Below are 17,504 nucleotides of genomic sequence, written 5' to 3' on the forward strand. Positions count from 1 at the left end.
CGTGCCCGCCCGACCGCTCAGATCACCACCAGGGCGAACGCCGTGAACCCCACGGCGGCCAGCGCCACCACCGCGCGCGGCCCGGCCCGGCCCAGGACGGTGCGCTCCCACGGCCCCTCGAACCGGCGCGCGGCCACCGTCACCGCCACCAGCAGCGCGGCCAGCACCGGCAGCCACGACAGGCGGGCCGCGATCCACTCCGGCCCCGACGGCGTGGAGGTCAGCCCCGGTACCACGCCGACGCCCGACGCCGCGGTCGCCGTCAGCACCAGCACGCCCTGGTGCCAGCAGAACACCGTCATCGCCGCCAGGTTGAGCGCGGCCACGGCGGCCCACAGCGGCGGACGGCGCAGCAGCCGCTCCAGCCGTTCGCGCGCGAGCACCGCCACCCCGATCTGCGCCGCGGCCAGCGAGGGGACGAACAGCGACGGCGGGTTGGCGTTGCCGCGTTCGGCGCCGGGAACCCCCACCGCGCTCACCGGGTAGTCCAGCGGCCCCACCAGCACCACCAGGCCGGCCGCGCCGACCACCAGCAGCGTCCACGCCGCGCGGCGGCCCACCCCGCCCCGCGCCCACGCCACGCCGACCTGGTAGGAGAACAGCCAGGCCGGCAGGATCGTGAGGAGACCCACCCAGGCGGGGACGGCCTCCCGCCAGGGACCGAAACGGGCGAGGTCGACCGCCGCCACGACCGCGAGCGGCGCCACGACGGCGGCGAGCCCCCAACGCCGGTCCGCGGCCACGACCACGGAGGTCGACGCGGTGATCGCCGCGTACACCACGATGAACCACATCGGCTGCACGACGAGCAGGGCCGCGGTGCGCAGCGTCTGGTCCGCGACGCCGGCCGCGGCGAACAGCCCGGTGAGCACCCCCCACACCGCCGCCGTGAACACCAGCGGACGGGTCAGCCGCACCACCCGGGCCCGCACCCAGGCGCCGGTGGTGCTCCCACGCTCCCGCGCCCGGGCCAGGCCGCGCGCCGACACGTAGCCGCCCACCAGGAAGAACAGGCCCAGCGCCTGGAAGATCCAGCTCAGCGGCGCCAGGGCCGGCATGTCCCGCAGCGGGCTGGCCACCCGCAGCCCGCCGTCGGCCCACACCACCGGCGCGGTCACCAGCCAGTGGCCGGACACCACGCAGCAGACGGCGAACGCCCGTATCCCGTCGACGGCGCGTTCCCGCCCGGTCGGGGTGGCCCGCCCGATCCGCTCCACCACGCCGTGGAGGAGCGCCCGGACGCCGGAACGGGCGCCCCGGGCGCCGGTACCGCGCCGGCAGGGCATCGGCGGTTCCCCCTTCGCGGCGGTCACGAGCGGGCCGGGGTGACCGAGGAGAGGTCGCCGAGCACGACGCGCGCCACGTTCGCCAGCGACTCGCTTCCCGGTTGGTAGTAGGACTCATGCCCACTGATCGGCCCCGAGGCGACCACCCGGGCCGGCGAATCCGGGGCCATCGGATCGGCGCCCAGGCCGATCGGGCCGAGCGAGAGCGAGGGGACGAACCGGATCCAGTCGTCGGGAGCGCGCACCGACCACACCCGCGCCCGCACGTCGGCGACCGAGCCCACCCCCAGGCCGGGCGCCGCCAGGGCCACCACCTCGTCGGCGACCCCCGCCTCCCGCGCGGCCAGACCGCACACCACGGCCCCGTAGCTGTGGCAGACCAGGCTGACCCGGGCGTCGGCGGGCAGTTCCCGGCGCAACCGGGCGAGCTCCCGCGCCCCCTCACGGGCGGGTACCAGGGTCACCGCGTCGGGGAAGGCGTCCTGGGGAGCCCGATAGCCCAGCCACGCCACCACCGCCACCTCGGCCCCGGGACGCTGCCGGCGCAGCTCCTCCCACAGGGCCCGCGCGTTGGCCAGTGGAGCGGTGCCGGGATGTTCGGGATTGTCGCGGAAGACGTCGCGGTTCTGGCCGCTGCCCGGCACGATCACGGCCACCGCGTCGGCGCCGTCGAGGTCGCCCAGCACCTCGACGATCCGCCCGCCCTCGGGGTCGTCGGCGAGCAGCAGGCGTCCCCCGACCGTCCGGGCCTCATAGCGCAGCGGTTCCACGGGGTCGGCCGGCGCGGCCGGGCGCAGCCAGGCGGCACCGCATCCCAGGAAGGCCGCCACGGCCGCCAGCAGGGTGAGCAGGCGTGTAGTCATGGCCCCGACGCTAGGAATCGGGAGGCCGCCCGGTCGTCCCCTCGTGGAGGGGGTCGGCGGGTCACCCGTGAGGGTGAGGGACCCTCACCCTCACGGGTGACCGAGGGTCAGGCGAGCCCATTCTCGTAGCAGAACACCACGGCCTGGGTGCGGTCGCGCAGCCCCAGCTTCATCAGGATCCGCCCGACGTGGGTCTTGACCGTCTGCTCCGACAGGAACAGCTCCGTGGCGATCTCGGCGTTGGACAGGCCCCGCGCGATCTGCCGCAGCACGTCCACCTCGCGTGGGGTGAGCTGGTCGAACGCCTGCGGCCGGGCGTGGATGCGCTCGCGCCGACGCCGGGCGATGTCGCCGATCAGCCGCCTGGTCACCGACGGGGCGAGCAGCGCGTCGCCGCGGGCCACGACCCGCACGGCGGTCCGCAGGTCCTCCACCGGGGCGTCCTTGAGGAGGAAGCCGCTCGCGCCGGCGCCCAGCGCCTCGTAGACGTACTCGTCCAGGTCGAACGTCGTCAGCACGAGCACCCGGGGGCCGGTCCCGTCCGCCTCGGTGATCTCGCGGGTGGCGGCCAGGCCGTCCAGCACCGGCATGCGCACGTCCATGACGACCACGTCGGGACGGTGCTCGCGGGCCAGGTCGACGGCCTCACGGCCGTCGGCGGCCTGCCCCACGACGTCGATGTCGGCGGCGGCGTCGAGCAGCGTGGCGATGCCGTCGCGCACCATGGCCTGGTCGTCGGCGACGATGACGGTGATGGGCACGGCGTTCAGCCTAGTGCGCGGGGTCGGGCCGCGCGGACTCCGGCGCGGACCGGCCGGCTCACTCCCCGCCGTCCATGGGGAGCCGCGCGACCACTTCGAACCCGCCCTCCGGCAGCGGACCGGCGCGCAGCGTCCCGCCGAGCATCGCCACCCGCTCGCGCATGCCCACGAGACCGTGTCCGCCCACGTCGGCGGCCGGCCGCGGGCCCGGTCCCCCCGCGTCGTTGACGACGCGGACCACGATCTGGCCGTCGTCCTCCTCCACTGTGACCCGCACCGGCGCGCCGGGGGCGTGGCGGCCGGCGTTGCTCAGCGACTCCTGCACGATCCGGTACACCGACAGGCCCACGGTCTCGGAGGGTTCGGCGGACAGCCCGGACACGCGCGCCCGCACCGGCACCCCGGCCTGCCGGGCGCCCTCGACCAGGTCGCCGATGTCGGACAGGCCCGGCTGCGGCGCGCGCTCGGCGTCCTCGGCCTCCTCGCGCAGCAGCCCCACGACCCGGCGCATCTCCACCAGCGCCTCGCGCGCGGCGTCGCGGATCGTGTGGAAGGTGCCCGCGGCGGCCGGGGACAGGTCCGGGTACTTGTAGGGGGCGGCCTCCGCCTGGATGGCGATCATCGACATGTGGTGGGACACGACGTCGTGGAGTTCCCGCGCGATGCGCGAACGCTCCTCCAGCACGGCCTGGCGGGCCCGGTCCCGGCGGCGCAGCGCGCTCTCCTGGGCGAGGTCGCGCTGGGCCGCGCGCCGGCCGCGGACGTTGTGGCCGAAGGCGAGGACCCCGACGACCGCGACGGAGATCCACAGCGCCTGCGCCACCGGGGCGGCGACGAACAGGCACGCCGACAAGATGTCGGCCACCACGGTGACGGCGCCGACCCCGACCGTGGTCCTGCCGGGATAGGCCAGCGCCACCAGGTACAGGACCGGGACCAGCGCGAGCAGGACGGCGATCGGCCACGGCCACAGCACGGTGGGGGACATCCCCCCGGGCACGCTGGGGGGCAGGGAGGTCCCCACAAGGGCGTAGGCCACCAGGGTCGCCAGCAGGCCGCCGGCCATGAACCTCCAGGCCAGCAGCGGCGAACGGGGGAGCAGCGCGATCGGCATCCCGGTGACCAGGCCCGACACCACCGCCACGGGAACGGGCAGGCCCAGCATCCCCGTGGCCTGCACGGCGGCGGTCGAGGCCGTCGCGGCGCCCAGCCCGAACAGCAGGAACCAGGCGGCCGACCGGCGCGCCCACACAGCGTCCCGCCGCTCCTCGGGGTCCTCGCCCGGGGGCCGCTCCCCGGGCAGCAGCAACCACAGCAGCAGGTACAGCGGGACGCCGACGACGGCCCACAGCGGGACCGCGAACAGCGCGCGCACGGCGGTCAGCGCCCGGGGGGAGCGTCCTCCGGCCAGGGCGCGGCACACGCCGGCGACCAGGCGCCCCTCCAACGGCCGGACCGGTCCTCGGGGGAGCCGCAGCGTCACCTCCGGCCGTGGCAGGGGCCGCCACACGGCGTCGAGCACCCCGTCCCACAGGGGGACGGGGGCGCGGGGCGGCCGGTGCGCCCGGACGGTCCCCCGGGAGATGCCCGTCTCCTCGCGGCGCACCCGCATGTTGTCGCCGGCGACCAGCACACCGACCAGCACCGCCGACGTCCACACGACCGCAGCGGGCGGCGCCGCGAACAGCAGCGTGTAGCAGGGGAGGACGAGGACCAGCGTCCAGGCGCCGACGGCGACCACCACCGGACGCGGGTGGCGCGCCGCCACCGCGTAGAGCACGGGCAGGTAGGCGACGATCACCGCGACGGGGAAGGGGACGTCCACGCCGGTCGCGCCCGCCCCCCACAGCAGCAGGAGCACGGCCACCACGCCCACGGTCATCGACCGCCAGGTCAGCAGGGCCGACCGGGGGAGGGTGAGCAGGGACGATCCCAGGAACAGGCCCGCGAGCAGCGCGCGGATCTCGGGGAGGCCGAAGTCGATGAGCTGCACCGCCGAGAAGAGGGCCAGAACGCCCGCGGCGACCGCGAGGAACAGCTGCCGGTTCGCCCGCCCCCGGCCGCCCGCCGGTGCCGGCCCGGCCGTACGCACCAGCCACGCCACCGGGTAGAGCAGCGCCGGAAGCACCAGCAGGACCGTCGCCAACCGCACCGCGCCCGGTCGCCACCCCCGGCGTTCGGCGATCCCCGCGCAGACGCCGCCGAGCACGGGGTCGGTGCCGGGCGGGTCCGGCGCGGGCAGGCACGCCACCTCCGAGGTGGGCGCCCACGCCGCCGCGCGCAGCGCGCGGATCGCCCGGCGCGCCGTGTCCACGGGCGGGGCCGACCGCCTCCCGTCCTCCCCGCCGTCCGGCGGGACCGTTCCTCCGCCCATCACCCACCCGCAGGATCGACCGTGTTACGCGCCCACCCTAGGTCGCGCGGCGCCCTTCCACGCGGATCCCCGGGGCGAGGCCCCGTTCCGGGGGCGACGTCGGGCCCGCCGTGCCGGACGCGGGGGCCGAGAATGGGACGGAACGGCATTAGGCTCATTTATGGTCAACAGAAAAGTACGGAAGGGGTCGGTCCGCCAAATGGAAGCGCGCACCTACATCGAAGAACACCGCGACGAGTTCGTCGCCGCGCTCAAGGAATGGCTGTCGATCCCCTCGATCTCGGCCGACCCCGCCCACCACGGCGACGTCCGCCGCTCGGCCGCCTGGCTGGCCGACCACCTGACCGCCACCGGCTTCCCGACCGTCGAGATCTGGGAGACCGCGGGCATGCCCGCGGTCTTCGCCGAGTGGCCGGCGGCCGACCCCACGGCCCCCACCGTGGTCGTGTACGGCCACCACGACGTGCAGCCGGTCGAACCGCGGGAGGAGTGGCACACCGACCCCTTCGCCCCGGTCGAGCAGGGCGACCGCCTCGTCGGTCGCGGGGCCTCCGACGACAAGGGGCAGGTGCTCTTCCACACCCTGGGCCTGCGCGCCAACCTCGCCGCCTCCGGCGCCTCCGCGCCTCCCGTCACCATCAAGCTGCTGGTCGAGGGGGAGGAGGAGTCCGGCTCGCCGAACTTCGCCGAACTGCTGAAGCGCCACCGCGACCGGCTCGCCTGCGACGTCGTCGTCATCTCCGACACCACCATGTGGTCCGCCGACACCCCGTCCATGTGCGTGGGCATGCGCGGCCTCACCGACTGCCAGATCGACGTGTACGGCTCGGCGACGGACCTGCACAGCGGCTCCTTCGGCGGAGCGGTGCCCAACCCCGCCCGCGAACTCGCCGCCCTCCTCGCCGGAATGCACGACGCCGACGGGCACATCGCGATCCCCGGCTTCTACGACGACGTCGTGGAGATCTCCGAGCGGGAACGGGACCTGATCGCGCGCCTCCCCTTCGACGAGGAGGAGTGGCTGCGCACGGCCGGCAGCGCCGCCGTCGCCGGCGAGGAGGGCTACTCCACCCTCGAACGCCTGTGGGTGCGTCCCACCGCCGAGATCAACGGCATGTGGAGCGGGCACACCGGCGCCGGCACCAAGACCATCGTGCCCCGCTCCGCGCACGCCAAGGTCAGCTTCCGGCTGGCCCCCGACCAGGACCCGCTGCGCGTCCAGCAGTGCGTCCGCGACTACGTCACCGCCAACCTCCCGCGGGGGCTGCGCGTCTCGATCGAGTTCGGCGGCCCCGGCGTGCGCCCCTGCGCCTCGGACCTGGACTCGGTGGGCGTGCGCGTCGCCCGCGACGCGATGAGCCGCGCGTTCGGCACCGAGGTGCTGTTCACCCGCGAGGGCGGCAGCGGCCCCGAGGCCGACATCGCCGAGATCCTGGCGGCGCCGCTGGTCTTCGTCGCGGTCGGCCTCGACGACGACCGCATCCACGCGCCCAACGAGAAGGTGGAGATCCCGCTCCTCCTCAAGGGAGCCGAGGCCATCGCCTACATGTGGGACGGCCTCGCGGCGCAGGCGCGGGCCTGAAACACCCCGTCCGCCGGGCGGAGCGACGCCCGGCGGGCCCCGTCCATCTGGAAGGCAGCATGACATCCTCACCCGCCCCGGCCCTGTCGCGCGGCACGATCGACCTGGCGGGGCACCGCCGCACCGACGAGACCTGGCTGGCCGAGGCCTGGGCGTCGCCGGACACGCGCGTCCTCGTCCTGGAACGCGGGGAACCGCAGACCTACGGCTGGCGGGCCCTGCTCGCCAAGCAGTCCCGCGCCCTGGTCACCTCCGACGCCGAAGAACCCGAACTGGTCTTCACCACGCCGGAACTGGCCCCCGAGGGGGAGCGCTACCTCCTCGGGGTCGACGACGAGGGCCGCGCCTACTTCGCGGTCCGCGCCGAGGCGGGGGTGGAGCTGGAGGAGGCCGAGGGGACCGAGCTGACGTCGCTGCGCGAGGTCGGCGCGCTCCTGGGGCCGCGCGACTCCGGCCTGCTCACCCACGCGGTCGCGCTCGCCAACTGGCACGCCACCCACCTCTTCTGCCCGCGCTGCGGCTCGCCCACGAGGATCGCGGCGGCCGGGCACGTGCGGATCTGCGAACGAGAGGGGGCGGAGAACTTCCCGCGGACGGACCCGGCGGTGATCATGCTGGTCCACCGGGGGCAGGGCGAGGCGGAACAGTGCCTTCTCGCGCACAACCCGCAGTGGCCGGACGGCCGCTACTCGGTGCTCGCCGGATTCGTCGAACCCGGTGAGTCACTGGAGCAGGCGGTGGTCCGGGAGGTCGCCGAGGAGGTGGGGATCGCGGTCGCCGAGCCCCGCTACCTGGCGTCGCAGCCCTGGCCGTTCCCGCGCAGCCTGATGCTGGGGTACACGGCCCGCGCGGTGGGACAGGCCCTGCGCACCGACCACGAGGAGATCGAGCAGGTCCGCTGGTTCACCCGCGAGGAGCTGTACGCCGCGGCCGACAGCGGCGAGGTGGTGCTCCCGGGACCGGTGTCGATCGCGCGCGGGCTCATCGAGCACTGGTACGGCGGTGAGCTGCCCGGCGCCTGGTGACCGCTCCCGCCACGGGAGCGGACGGCAGGCGCCGCTCAGCCACGTCGTCGCCGGGAGCCGCCGCGGACCGCGCCGCCCTCGCGGGCCAGCTCGGCGGGCAGCGGGATGAGCGGGTCGGCGCTGCTGGCGACGACCTCGCGGGCCAGGTCGGCCACCTTGCGCCCACGCGAGCGCGCGGCCTGACGCAGGCGTTCGAAGGCCACGCGGGGCGAGAGCCGGTGCCGTTCGGCCAGGACGCCGATGGCCTGCTCGATGACGACGCGGGTGCCCAGGGCGTGTTCGAGCTGGGCCACGGTGACCCGGAGCCGTTCGGTCTCCGACGCCTGGACCGCGGCCTTGGGCGGGGCGGGGGGAGGGGACAGCCGTGGCCCCTCCTCGGCGTAGAGGAGGTCGGCCAGCACCATCGCGCCGAGCAGGTCGGGTAGCTCCTCACCGCTGTGGACCCGCCACCCGGTGGGCGTGCGGCGGATCGTGTCGACGGCGATATCGCCCCCGTTGTCGACCGGGCTCTCAGGCGTCACGTCTTCCCCCAAGTTCCTCGCCCCCAAGGCTGGTAGGACGGGGCCGCCGCCCGGTGGTGCCGAGCGGCGGGTCCGTCTACTGCGCGGCCAGTTTCTCCTTGACCTGTGACAGCGATGGGTTCGTCAATGCCGTACCGTCGGCGAACAGGACCGTGGGAACGGTCTGGTTTCCGCCGTTGACCTGCATCACGTACTCGGCGGCCTGGGGGTCCTGTTCGATGTTGATCTCATTGATCTCGATGCCCTCGCGGGCGAGCTGGCTCTTCAGCCGCTTGCAGAAACCGCACCAGGGGGTGGAGTACATGGTGATCTGCGCGGTCGTGGGGGTGGTCATGGGCGGTCTCCTTCTCACGGGTCTGGCGTTCGCCGCCTACTACCAACACCGGCAACCGTACTGAGCTTCCCCGATGTGATCAGGTCGGAGGGTGGGACGCTGCCGGGTGTGTCCCGGTTCCCGCTTTGTTCCCCGCTGTCCCGGTGGGGTTGTCCACAGCCCCTGACTCCGGTGCCGTCGCTGTTCACCGCCTCGCCGATACTTGAGAGACTGACCGGGCAGGAGTAGCCGCCGGGGCCTAAGTGGCCGGGGGGATTGGAGACGACCGCACATGGACGCTGACCGCCTGCTGGAAGGGCTCGACCCCGAACAGAAGGAGGTTGCGCGCTCGGTGCGTGGTCCCGTCTGCGTCCTGGCGGGGGCGGGCACCGGAAAGACCCGCGCCATCACCCATCGCATCGCCTACGCCGTGGCCAGCGGCGTCGTCGCCGAACAGCAGATCCTCGCCGTGACCTTCACCGTCCGCGCGGCCGGCGAGATGCGCGGACGGCTCCGCTCGCTGGGCGCTCCCCGGGTGCAGGCCCGCACCTTCCACGCCGCGGCGTTGCGCCAGCTCTCCTACTTCTGGCCACAAGCGGTCGGCGGCCCCAAACCGCGGCTCATCGAGAGCAAGCTGGGCGTGGTGGCCGAGGCGGCGCACGCCTGCGGACTCCAGCTCGACCGGCTGGGCCTGCGCGACGTCGCCGGTGAGATCGAGTGGTCGAAGGTCACCCAGACCCGCCCCGCCGACTACGAGGCCATCGTCGACAAGGCCGGGCGCACGCCCCCGATCCAGGCGCGCGACATCGCCCGCGTCTACGACGCCTACGAGGAGATCCGGCGCGAGCGCAACCTCCTCGACTTCGAGTCGATGCTCGAACTCACGGCCGCGATGCTGACCGACTCCCCCAAGATCGCCGAGGAGATCCGCGCCCAGTACCGCTATTTCGTCGTCGACGAGTTCCAGGACGTCAACCCGCTCCAAAAGCTTCTGCTCGACGCCTGGCTGGGCGACCGCGACGACGTGTGCGTGGTCGGCGACCCCAACCAGACCATCTACTCCTTCGCCGGGGCGACCCCCGGCTACCTCACCGGGTTCCCCGCGGCCTACCCGCACGCCACGGTGGTGCGGCTGGTCCGCGACTACCGGTCCACCCCGCAGGTCGTGCGGGTCGCCAACGCCTCGCTCGAACACGCCAGCGGACCCGCCGCGGCCCAGCGGCTCCAGCTCGTCGCGCAGCGCCCCGACGGCCCCGACCCCTCCTACACCGAATACGACGACGAACCCGCCGAGGCCACGTCGGTCGCGCGTAAAATCGCCGCCCTGATCGAGTCCGGGACACCGGCCCGCGAGATCGCCGTGCTGTTTCGGACCAACTCCCAGTCCGCCACCTACGAGCAGGCCCTCTCCGACCTCGGGGTCCCCTACACGGTCCGGGGGAGCGCCCAGTTCTTCGACCGTCCCGAGGTCCGAGGCGCCGTCCACACCCTGCGCGGCGCCAGCCGGGCCGACGACCACGCCCCGCTGGTCGAGACCGTCCGGGCCATCCTCGCCCCGCTCGGTCTCACCCCGCAGCCCCCCGAGGGACGCCAGGCGCGCGAGAAGTGGGAGGCGTTGGCGGCCCTCGCCCAACTCGCCGAGGACGTCGTGGCCGAGCGCGCCGACGCCACCATGGCCGACTTCGTCACCGAGTTGGAGAACCGCGTCGCCACCGAGCACGCCCCCGAGATCGAGGGGGTGACGCTGGCCTCGCTGCACTCGGCCAAGGGGCTCGAATGGGACGCGGTGTTCCTGGTCGGGTTGACCGAGGGCATGCTGCCGATCATCTACGCCGAATCGGCCGAACAGGTCGAGGAGGAGCGCCGGCTCTTCTACGTCGGTGTCACCCGCGCGCGCGAGTACCTGGCCATGTCGTGGTCCCTCGCGCGTTCCCCCGGCGGGCGTAAGACCCGCAAACCCTCCCGCTTCCTCGACGGCCTGCGCCCGGCCTCGCCGTCGCTGGCCGGCCGGCGTGCCGAACGCGCGTCGGCGAAGATCGTGCGCTGCCGGATCTGCGGCGCGACGCTCACCGAGGCCGTCGAACGCAAGATCGGCCGCTGCGCCGGCTGTCCGGCCGACTACGACGAGGAACTCCTCGAACGGCTGCGCGAGTGGCGGCGCGCCATCTCGTCCGAGCAGAAGGTCCCGGCCTACGTCGTCTTCACCGACGCCACCCTCCAGGCGATCGCCGAACACGTGCCCACCAGTTCCGCCCAGCTCTCCCGCATATCCGGTGTGGGCGCGGTCAAGCTCGACCGTTACGGTGAGGCCGTGCTGGCGCTGTGCGCGGGCGAGGAGCCGGCGCGCGCCGGCGCGGCGGGACATGAGGAGGAGCAGTGACCGGGCCGACGACGCCGGGGGACGGCGAGGACAACCCGCCGGTCCCCGAGGGAGGACAGACCCTTCAGGGGCTGCTCTCCATCCTCGACCTCGAACCGATCGAGGTGAACATCTTCCGCGGGCGCAGCCCCGACGGCGGACCGCAACGGGTCTTCGGCGGACAGGTGGCCGGCCAGGCCCTGGTGGCGGCCGGTCGCACGGTTCCCGCCGACCGTCACGTCCACTCGCTGCACGCCTACTTCATCCGTCCCGGCGACCCCGCGGTGCCGATCGTCTACACCGTCGACCGCGTGCGCGACGGTCGTTCCTTCACCACCCGCAGGGTCACCGCGGTCCAGCACGGCAAGGCCATCTTCGCGCTGTCGGCGTCGTTCCACCACGTCGAACCCGGCCTGGAGCACCAGGTGCCGATGCCCGACGTCCCGCCGCCCGAAGAGCTGCCGACCATGCACGACCGGCTCTTCGAGGTGTTCGGCCGGGTTCCCCGCTTCGCCACCTGGCATCCGATCGAACTGCGTCCGGCGGGTCCCCTGTCGTTCGAGGTCGAACACGACCCACAGTTGCGGACCACGCGCAACCTGGTCTGGCTGAAGGCCGACGGCCGGTTGCCCGACGATCCACTGCTGCACGTCTGCCTCATGACCTACGCCTCGGACATGACCCTGCTCGACACGGTGCTGCTGGCCCACGGGCGTTCCTTCTCGGGGATCTCCATGGCCAGCCTCGACCACGCCATGTGGTTCCACCGGCCGTTCCGGGCCGACGACTGGCTGCTCTACGCCCAGGAGACACCGGTGGCCGGTGGGGCCCGGGGGCTGGCGCGCGGCCTCGTCTACACCCGCGCCGGCGATCTGGTGTGCTCGGTGGTCCAGGAGGGGCTGATCCGCGTGGTCGAGGACGCCCCGCGGGGGTGATCCCCTCCCTCGGCCGTGGCGCCCGACGTTGCGCCGGCCGCTCAGGTTCCGGCCGGTAACGGACAAAACACCAGGTCAAAAATAGGTTGCCGGTTCTCGTTCGACCCCTCTAGGGTTGTCCCATCAAGTTCGCGCCCGCCGCGGGAGAAGATCCCTGCGGCCGATTGAAGAAGGAGGTGCTCCGATCAAATGACCACGATAACTCTCGCTTTCGAGCTGTCCGCGTCTGTTCGGGGCATCACCCGGCGCGGCAATGGTGTGTGCGGATATGGCGCTGATCTCTCCAAGACCTTCCAGGGCTTCGGCGGTGGTCTGCCTTCTCGCGAATCCTCGCACCAGCTCGACGGAGTCACGCTCGCACGATCCCCGCGCCCTTGGGGCGCCGTGGGGTTGACGTGTCCACGGAGCACACCGGCCTGATCCACTAGGGCCGGGAACTCCTCCCGTGGCCGCGGAACCCCACACAGGGGCCGCGGCCATTTTGGTGTCCCGCACCGGGTCTTCTCTTTGCCAGAGGAGCCGGTCGCCGGGGCTTACCGCAGGTCAACGCCCCCTCATCGGATCGGGAAACCGATCCGGTCGACGTTGTCACCTACCGCGTAACACCAAGAATCAGGGAGGACACCGATGCTCGCGTCGGTCCTGGAAACCCCGTGGCTCGCAGAGGCCGAGGTCCCCTGCCGTCGGGAACCAGACCTCTTCTTTGCGGAAGCGCCGGCCGATGTCGAGGCGGCCAAGGCCGTCTGCTCGGACTGCCCGGTACGCGAACAGTGCCTGGCCGACGCGCTGGAGCGGCGGGAGCCGTGGGGCGTGTGGGGCGGACAGCTCCTCGTCGCCGGGCAGGTCGTGGCGCGCAAGCGTCCGCGCGGCCGTCCGCGCAAGGACGCCCAGCCTGTCGCCGCCTAGCCGGCCTTCCGGCCCCTTCGGGCCACCGATCCATCCGCTCGTCCCTACCCCCAGGTGAGGAAGTCCCATGCTGTTCCACGAACTCGTCAACCTGCAGAAGACCGTCGATGACAAGCGCGAACGCCGCCGCCAGCGGCTCACCGCGCGAGGACTCCGCGTCCAACTGCGCGAGCAGCGTCGTGCCGAGCGGGCCCTCATGGAAATGAGGTTCTCGCGATTGTGTTGACGCGGGTGTGACACGGGCCGGTGCCTTGGGCGCCGGCCCGTCCGGTTTCGGGGACATCGCGACCGGGAGCGTGCAAGGCGCTCTTCCGGGAGGGCGGGCGTGGCCCGAGCGGTGGCGACGACACGGTCTGCTCCGTCGATGGTCCGGAGCGCGGACCCGCCGGACGGGGACAGGCCGGTCGTGCGATCGGCGGTGTGACGTTCCCCTCGTCCGGCGCTCGGGACCGTCGCGCGCGGTGGCCGGAAGCGGTCGTCATCGTGTTCGGGTCCTTTGCCCAGGTCATGTGGTGGGGACGGGGTGCCCGCGGACCCTTCGGGAACGTGAATAGGTACTTAAGTGTCTTTTGTTGACAAAAACCGTCATAGGTTCTCTGTGGCCTGTCCTAGCCCTGAGCTACGTTGAAAACGTGCCTCCCACGACCAAAGTCGAGGTGCGCCGCAGTTCCCGCCGCCGGCGGACCGTGTCCGCCTATCGAGACGGGGACAAGACGGTCGTCCTCGTTCCCGCGACGTTCTCCCGCGCCGAAGAGAAGCGCTGGGTGGAGCGGATGCTGGAACGGCTCCAAGCACGCGAGGAGCGCCGCCGACCCGACGACGACGCGCTACGGGCTCGCGCGGTGGAGCTCTCGCAGCGTTACCTCGACGGCAGGGCCGAGCCACGCAGCGTCCGCTGGGTCGACAACCAGAACACGCGCTGGGGGTCGTGCACACCCGAGAACGGGTCCATCCGCCTATCGCGACGCCTGGTGGGGATGCCGTCCTGGGTCGTCGACTACGTGCTCGTCCACGAGCTCGCCCACCTCGTCATCCCCGGACACGGCCGCGACTTCTGGGAGCTGGTGGGGCGCTACCCCCGGACCGAACGCGCTCGCGGATACCTGGAGGGCATCGCCGCCGCACCGAGGCTCGGCCACGGCCCCGAGGGGGATCCCCTCGAACTCGGGGACGATCCCGGCGAGAACCGCGAGGCGCGGACGTGAGGAACGCGCCCCCTGCCATCCCCGCGGCCGCCTAGCATCGGCACCGTGGACAACGCCCCCCGCCCCGCTCCCGTCCGTGTCGCCGCTGTCCTGGTCACTCCCGACACCGGCGCCCTGCCACCCCCCGGAATCGATCCGGACGTCTACGCGCTCGCCCTCGTCGAGGACACCTACGAGGTCGCCGCGGGACTCACGGGGTGCGAACCCGTCGTCGTCGTGTGGCGCAGACCACGGATCACCGACCGAGTGGCCGAGCTGACCTGGCCGGGGACGACCGTGGCCGACGTCGACGGCCCGCAGCCGCTGCGCGCCGCGCTGGAGGCGGTGGAGGGCCGGGGCGCCGAGCAGGCCGTCATCGTCGCCGCCGACGCCCCGGACCTGCCGCCGCTCCTGATCGGCAAGCTCCTTCGTGGGCTGGGGTCCGCCGAACTCGCGGTCTGCCCGGCCGAGGGCGGTGGTCTCGTGGCCTTGGCCTGCCGGTTGCCGCCGCCGCCGTGGCAGCAGGGCGCCGACCTGGACGCCCCCGACGCGCTCGCCACCCTGGCCCGGGCCCGGCCGACCCGCAGGGCGCTGTCCGTCGCCCCGGGCTGGCACCGGCTACGCGCCCCCGCCGACATCGACCGTCTCGACCAGGGCCTGGAGGGATGGGAGTCGACCCGGGCCGTACTGGCATCCGGGACGGTCAACCGACCGCCCGGCTGAACCCGAGGGGAACGCGGACCGGCGGTCCGCGGGGAGCTCACCAGTGCGCGGGACGGGACAGGGAGGCCGGCAGGAGGGTCGTGTCGTCCCCCTTGGCCGAGGTGACCTGGGGGCCGGTCAGGAAGACGCCGCCGGTGAGGTCGGCCCCGCGCAGATCGGCGTCGCGCAGGTCGGCCCCCAGCAGGTCGGCCCCCCGCAGATCGGCGTCGCGCAGATCGGCCGCGATGAGGTAGGAGCCGCGCAGATCCGCCCCGCGCAGATCGGCTCCCCGCAGCCGGGCCCCGATGAGGTCGGCCCCCCTGTGGTCGGCCCGCGGCCCCGGCAGCGCGGCCCGGGCCTGCGCGCTGCTCTGGGAGAGCAGGTCGCCCACTTCCCGGTGGAGCGCCGCCAGGTCCAGGGCGAGCAGGGTTCCGGCGTCCTCGAGGGAGAGCCGTTCGACCTTCGCCGCGGCCCGGCCGAGTCCGTCGCGCAGGGCGGGATCGACGGGCAGCGACAGCGCCTCGTCGAGGTGACGGAGCAGCTCGTGGAGCAGCCGCATGACCGGGAAGACCGCGAACATCTGCTTCGCCGTCCGTCGGTCCCGGCGCCAGTCACGCCCCTCGAAGGTGATCTGGGAGACCTTCTGGCCCGCGCCGAAACAGTCGAAGACCGTGCAGCCGGAGAACCCCTTCTCGCGCAGGTGGGAGTGGATGCCGCAGCGGGAGTCCTCGCGCAGGTTCGGGCAGGGGCGGCCGGCCTCCTTGTCCAGCGCGAAGTCGGCGGAGGCGGCGAAGGGGAGCGCGACGCAGCACAGCCCGAAACAGGAGGCGCAGTCGGCGCGCAGGGCGGAGCGACGGTCGGGGCCGGACGGTGGCAAGGCGAACGGTTCTCCTCGGGACGTGTGCGGGGTCTCCTCCCCATCCTCCCCCATGTCCGCCACCCCTCCGGTCTGGTGGGGGAGGGCAGCGGGTGGGGAAAAGCGGTGGTCACGGCAGGGGGCGCAGCACCATCCCCGCCGTTTCGAGGGGGGACGCCGTACGTGGACACCGCCGGGAACGTCTCACGGGAGTGCCGCGGGGGAGGGAGATCCGGCCGGACCGGTACCCCGGCCCGCCACGGCCGGCCGCCGTGGTCGCCGGCGCGGATCCGCGCGACCTCGGGAGCCGGTCGCCGTGGACGTTCTCGGGCCGGTGCGGGGCGGCTCGCGCGAGACGCCGCCGAGACGGGCCAGGCCGGACAGGACACCCGGTCCCGGGCCGCCAAAAGAGCGCGGTCCTTGGCGCGCCGCGAGCGTCGGAGGCCGGGGACGGGCCTGCCCGGTCGCCGTGAAGCGCTTCGGCGCGGCCGGCGCAGCGGCCTGGGCGGGCCGCGGCGCCCCGACCCGCTCGCCGGCGGCGGGCTCGCGCGGCCTTCGGTCCTGAGCCGCGGGGTGGGAGGCGGGGTCTTCCAGGCGGACGCCGGCGCGCCCGCGCCATCGCGGCCGCTCGCGGAGGGCGTCCCTGGCGGGGGGCGGGCCGCCACCGCGTTCGCGCGGCGACCTCGGGGGAGAGCGGCGCGTTCCTGCGGTACAGGACCCGGGAGGGCCATGGGCGCGGAGGACTCGGGGCAACGGCGTGACGGTCGTGGCCGCGCGGCGCTCCTCGACGGCGGATGTTCCCGATAACGCCGGTGACCTGCGAGGTTAGCTCCCAGCGCATCGGGTATCGCCCGCTGTATGAGCACCGAGCAACCCGAACCGGACGAACGCCCTCGGATCGGGGTATCCAGTTGCCTATTGGGGGCGCCCGTCCGCTACAACGGGGGACACTCCCGACACCGATTCCTCACCGACGAACTCGACCGCCACGTCGTGTGGGTCCCGGTCTGTCCCGAGGCCGAGATCGGGCTGGGCACCCCACGCGAGACCCTCCGCCTCGACCGCTCCGCGGACCAGCGCACGCGCATCGTCACGGCCAGGACCGGGACCGACCACACCGACGCCATCGCCGCCGTCGCCGACCGGCACGAAGCCCAGCTTCGCCGCCTGGACGGCTACGTGCTGAAGAACCGGTCGCCGAGCTGCGGACTGTACGGCATGCCGGTGTTCGAGAACGGCCGGCGCGTCGACGGAAAGGGCCGCGGCGTGTTCGCCGAACGCCTGGTCGTCCAGCACCCGGGACTCCCCGTGGAGGAGCAGGGCCGCCTCTGCGACCCGGGCCTGCGCGAACACTGGGTGGAGAGGGTCTTCGCGCACGCCCGGCTGCGCGCGCTGTTCGAGTCCGACTGGCGTCCACGCGACCTTGTGGCCTTCCACGCCCGGCACAAGCTCCAACTCATGGCGCACGATCCCGAGGGGTACCGTCGTACCGGGCGGATCGTCGCCGCGGCCGGCCGAAACGATCCGGAGACGACCGAGGAGGACTACACCCGGGAGTTCCACACCACGATGGCCCGACGCGCCACCCCGGGGAAGCAGACCAACGCGCTCCAACACGCGTTCGGGATGATCAGCCCGCTCCTCGACGACGTGCGCCGCCACGACCTGCTGGCCACCGTGGACGCCTACCGGGCGGGACGGCTCCCCCTGAGCCTGCCGATCGCGCTGCTCCGCCACCACTGCACCGCCGAGCGGGTCGAGTGGGCGTGCGAGCAGACCTATCTGGCGCCGTTCCCCGAGGATCTGAGGTTGCGCAACACGGTCGGGGTCTGAGGGA

16 protein-coding genes are annotated in these 17,504 nt (G+C 73.5%); 9 read left to right on the forward strand and 7 right to left on the reverse strand.

The features are described 5' to 3' along the window. Window positions 1-17: 17 nt before the first annotated feature. From B5D66_RS16335 to B5D66_RS16350, 4 genes are all read right to left on the reverse strand, one after another. Window positions 18-1,286 (reverse strand): acyltransferase family protein, encoded by a 1,269-nt coding sequence (locus B5D66_RS16335; RefSeq protein ID WP_078762626.1) that lies wholly within the window; start codon window positions 1,284-1,286, stop codon window positions 18-20. A gap of 23 nt (window positions 1,287-1,309) precedes the next feature. Further along, window positions 1,310-2,149, reverse strand: coding sequence for an alpha/beta hydrolase (locus B5D66_RS16340; RefSeq protein ID WP_078762627.1), 840 nt, complete (start codon window positions 2,147-2,149; stop codon window positions 1,310-1,312). A 107-nt stretch (window positions 2,150-2,256) separates the two neighbouring features. Further along, window positions 2,257-2,910, reverse strand: coding sequence for a response regulator (locus tag B5D66_RS16345; protein WP_078762628.1), 654 nt, complete (start codon window positions 2,908-2,910; stop codon window positions 2,257-2,259). A 58-nt stretch (window positions 2,911-2,968) separates the two neighbouring features. Then, the gene (locus B5D66_RS16350; RefSeq protein WP_159457280.1) at window positions 2,969-5,224 is read right to left on the reverse strand and encodes a histidine kinase; all 2,256 of its coding nucleotides are present in this window, start codon (window positions 5,222-5,224) and stop codon (window positions 2,969-2,971) included. Between the two features lie 259 nt (window positions 5,225-5,483). On the opposite strand from B5D66_RS16350, the gene B5D66_RS16355 reads away from it, so the two are divergent. Next, entirely contained in the window at window positions 5,484-6,866 is a 1,383-nt protein-coding gene (locus B5D66_RS16355) for a dipeptidase (RefSeq protein WP_078762630.1), read from the forward strand. A 59-nt stretch (window positions 6,867-6,925) separates the two neighbouring features. Continuing rightward, window positions 6,926-7,891: an NAD(+) diphosphatase gene (nudC, locus tag B5D66_RS16360; RefSeq protein WP_078762631.1), complete on the forward strand. Its 966-nt coding sequence runs from the start codon at window positions 6,926-6,928 to the stop codon at window positions 7,889-7,891. A gap of 35 nt (window positions 7,892-7,926) precedes the next feature. Here the strand turns inward: nudC and B5D66_RS16365 are convergent, their stop codons facing one another. Further along, a complete protein-coding gene (locus tag B5D66_RS16365) occupies window positions 7,927-8,412 on the reverse strand; it encodes an ANTAR domain-containing protein (protein WP_235001038.1) in 486 nt (161 codons plus the stop codon). A gap of 76 nt (window positions 8,413-8,488) precedes the next feature. Then, window positions 8,489-8,746 carry a mycoredoxin gene (locus tag B5D66_RS16370; protein WP_078762632.1) on the reverse strand — a complete coding sequence of 86 codons (258 nt, stop codon included), beginning with the start codon at window positions 8,744-8,746 and terminating at the stop codon, window positions 8,489-8,491. A gap of 271 nt (window positions 8,747-9,017) precedes the next feature. Here B5D66_RS16370 and B5D66_RS16375 point away from each other — a divergent pair, with 271 nt between their 5' ends. The 6 genes from B5D66_RS16375 (at window position 9,018) to B5D66_RS16395 (ending at window position 14,832) form a co-directional block, all read left to right on the forward strand. Beyond that, the gene (locus B5D66_RS16375; RefSeq protein ID WP_078762633.1) at window positions 9,018-11,105 is read left to right on the forward strand and encodes an ATP-dependent DNA helicase UvrD2; all 2,088 of its coding nucleotides are present in this window, start codon (window positions 9,018-9,020) and stop codon (window positions 11,103-11,105) included. Then, on the forward strand, window positions 11,102-12,019 hold the full coding sequence (tesB, locus tag B5D66_RS16380; protein ID WP_078762634.1) for an acyl-CoA thioesterase II: 918 nt from the start codon (window positions 11,102-11,104) through the stop codon (window positions 12,017-12,019). The genes B5D66_RS16375 and tesB overlap by 4 nt, the downstream gene beginning before the upstream one ends. Window positions 12,020-12,646: 627 nt before the next feature. After that, the gene (locus tag B5D66_RS16385; RefSeq protein ID WP_078762635.1) at window positions 12,647-12,925 is read left to right on the forward strand and encodes a WhiB family transcriptional regulator; all 279 of its coding nucleotides are present in this window, start codon (window positions 12,647-12,649) and stop codon (window positions 12,923-12,925) included. Between the two features lie 67 nt (window positions 12,926-12,992). After that, on the forward strand, window positions 12,993-13,151 hold the full coding sequence (locus B5D66_RS25780; RefSeq protein ID WP_200813677.1) for a hypothetical protein: 159 nt from the start codon (window positions 12,993-12,995) through the stop codon (window positions 13,149-13,151). A gap of 406 nt (window positions 13,152-13,557) precedes the next feature. Beyond that, a complete protein-coding gene (locus tag B5D66_RS16390) occupies window positions 13,558-14,130 on the forward strand; it encodes a M48 metallopeptidase family protein (RefSeq protein WP_235001039.1) in 573 nt (190 codons plus the stop codon). A gap of 45 nt (window positions 14,131-14,175) precedes the next feature. Next, window positions 14,176-14,832, forward strand: a complete 657-nt coding sequence (locus B5D66_RS16395; RefSeq protein WP_078762636.1) for an NTP transferase domain-containing protein — start codon at window positions 14,176-14,178, stop codon at window positions 14,830-14,832. Between the two features lie 37 nt (window positions 14,833-14,869). Here B5D66_RS16395 and B5D66_RS16400 read toward each other — a convergent pair whose 3' ends face one another. Continuing rightward, complete coding sequence (locus tag B5D66_RS16400) at window positions 14,870-15,688, reverse strand: pentapeptide repeat-containing protein (protein WP_235001040.1); 819 nt, start codon at window positions 15,686-15,688, stop codon at window positions 14,870-14,872. A gap of 837 nt (window positions 15,689-16,525) precedes the next feature. Between B5D66_RS16400 and B5D66_RS16405 the strand changes: the two genes are divergently transcribed. Further along, window positions 16,526-17,500: a YbgA family protein gene (locus tag B5D66_RS16405; protein ID WP_078762638.1), complete on the forward strand. Its 975-nt coding sequence runs from the start codon at window positions 16,526-16,528 to the stop codon at window positions 17,498-17,500. Window positions 17,501-17,504: the final 4 nt, after the last annotated feature.

Source organism: Marinactinospora thermotolerans DSM 45154, assembly GCF_900167435.1.
In the GTDB taxonomy this organism is placed as follows: domain Bacteria; phylum Actinomycetota; class Actinomycetes; order Streptosporangiales; family Streptosporangiaceae; genus Marinactinospora; species Marinactinospora thermotolerans.

Excerpts from the sequence above, each read along its gene's own strand:
- nudC (WP_078762631.1), top strand. The coding sequence starts at position 6,926 with ATGACATCCTCACCCGCCCCGGCCCTGTCGCGCGGCACGATCGACCTG.
- B5D66_RS16375 (WP_078762633.1), top strand. The coding sequence starts at position 9,018 with ATGGACGCTGACCGCCTGCTGGAAGGGCTCGACCCCGAACAGAAGGAG.
- B5D66_RS16335 (WP_078762626.1), bottom strand. The coding sequence starts at position 1,286 with ATGCCCTGCCGGCGCGGTACCGGCGCCCGGGGCGCCCGTTCCGGCGTC.
- B5D66_RS16340 (WP_078762627.1), bottom strand. The coding sequence starts at position 2,149 with ATGACTACACGCCTGCTCACCCTGCTGGCGGCCGTGGCGGCCTTCCTG.
- B5D66_RS16385 (WP_078762635.1), top strand. The coding sequence starts at position 12,647 with ATGCTCGCGTCGGTCCTGGAAACCCCGTGGCTCGCAGAGGCCGAGGTC.
- B5D66_RS16405 (WP_078762638.1), top strand. The coding sequence starts at position 16,526 with ATGAGCACCGAGCAACCCGAACCGGACGAACGCCCTCGGATCGGGGTA.
- B5D66_RS16370 (WP_078762632.1), bottom strand. The coding sequence starts at position 8,746 with ATGACCACCCCCACGACCGCGCAGATCACCATGTACTCCACCCCCTGG.
- B5D66_RS16355 (WP_078762630.1), top strand. The coding sequence starts at position 5,484 with ATGGAAGCGCGCACCTACATCGAAGAACACCGCGACGAGTTCGTCGCC.
- B5D66_RS25780 (WP_200813677.1), top strand. The coding sequence starts at position 12,993 with ATGCTGTTCCACGAACTCGTCAACCTGCAGAAGACCGTCGATGACAAG.